We start from the raw sequence: 968 nt of genomic DNA, 5'->3' as shown, positions 1-968 counted from the left end.
CAGATGTGTATAAGAGACAGGACTTAGTTACTTTATCTGTAATTTCGCGTAAACGCTCGTGAGTGATCTCACTTTCGTCACGAACACGCTCTACTTGAATAGGCTCGCCATAAATCGCCTTAGTCTTGCCTTTTGCTGGAATAACTTGACCATGCACTTGTAATTCTCTAGTTCCAATAATTGCAACAGGTATAATCGGGCAACCTGTTTCAAGAGCAAGACGTGCAGCACCAGTATGACCACGATATAAACGACCGTCTGGGCTTCTTGTGCCTTCAATATGAATGCCAAAAAGCTGACCTTTTTCTAATATTTCACGAGCATGATTCAAAGCGCCAAGAGATTTTGCGCCTCCAGAACGATCTACAGGGAAAACGCCCACAGAAGTAAACCACCACTTCTTAAAACGACCCTTTAAACCTTTGCCTTCAAAATATTCTGCTTTACCCATAAAGTGGATCATACGAGGACAAGTCAATGGCAGAAGCGCGTCATCAATAACAGCAAGATGATTTGCAGCAATAATAGCTCCACCCTTTTTAGGAACATTTTTAACACCTTGCGCTGATGGATGAATCCTCATGCGGGCAATACCCCCAAGTCCCTTCACGAAGAACCAGTACAACATACCATATCCTTTCTTGCAAGTCCAATTTCGAACATTTTAAGCATAGAATCAGGAAGACTTGCTACAGTATAGTTCATGACTTCTTCTAAGAATACCAACGACCCTCGCCGTGATGACGAGTTAACGTCAGAATCGTTAAAAAATAATCGAAAACAAAACAACGGAGATTTTGATGACGAATGGTCATCTTTTGTTGCAGAACATTCTGATGACATGAACGATATTGCTAATTCACGTAGCGCAAAAAGTTTTGAAAAGCACGCTCAGAAAGAAGAAAAAAAGAAAGAGCGCAACACTATAGCAAGCGACAATAATTCTAAAAATCAAAAAAGTGTAATAA

General features: G+C 40.5%; 1 pseudogene. It reads left to right on the top strand.

The features are described 5' to 3' along the window. Window positions 1–703: 703 nt before the first annotated feature. A pseudogene (locus A5294_RS06430) lies at window positions 704–968 on the top strand (hypothetical protein); the annotation flags it as partial.

Source organism: Gardnerella sp. 30-4, from assembly GCF_001641215.1.
In the GTDB taxonomy this organism is placed as follows: Bacteria; Actinomycetota; Actinomycetes; order Actinomycetales; family Bifidobacteriaceae; genus Bifidobacterium; species Bifidobacterium leopoldii.
Note: the sequence above shows the minus strand (reverse complement) of the source record. Positions and strands in the feature narration are given on the sequence as shown.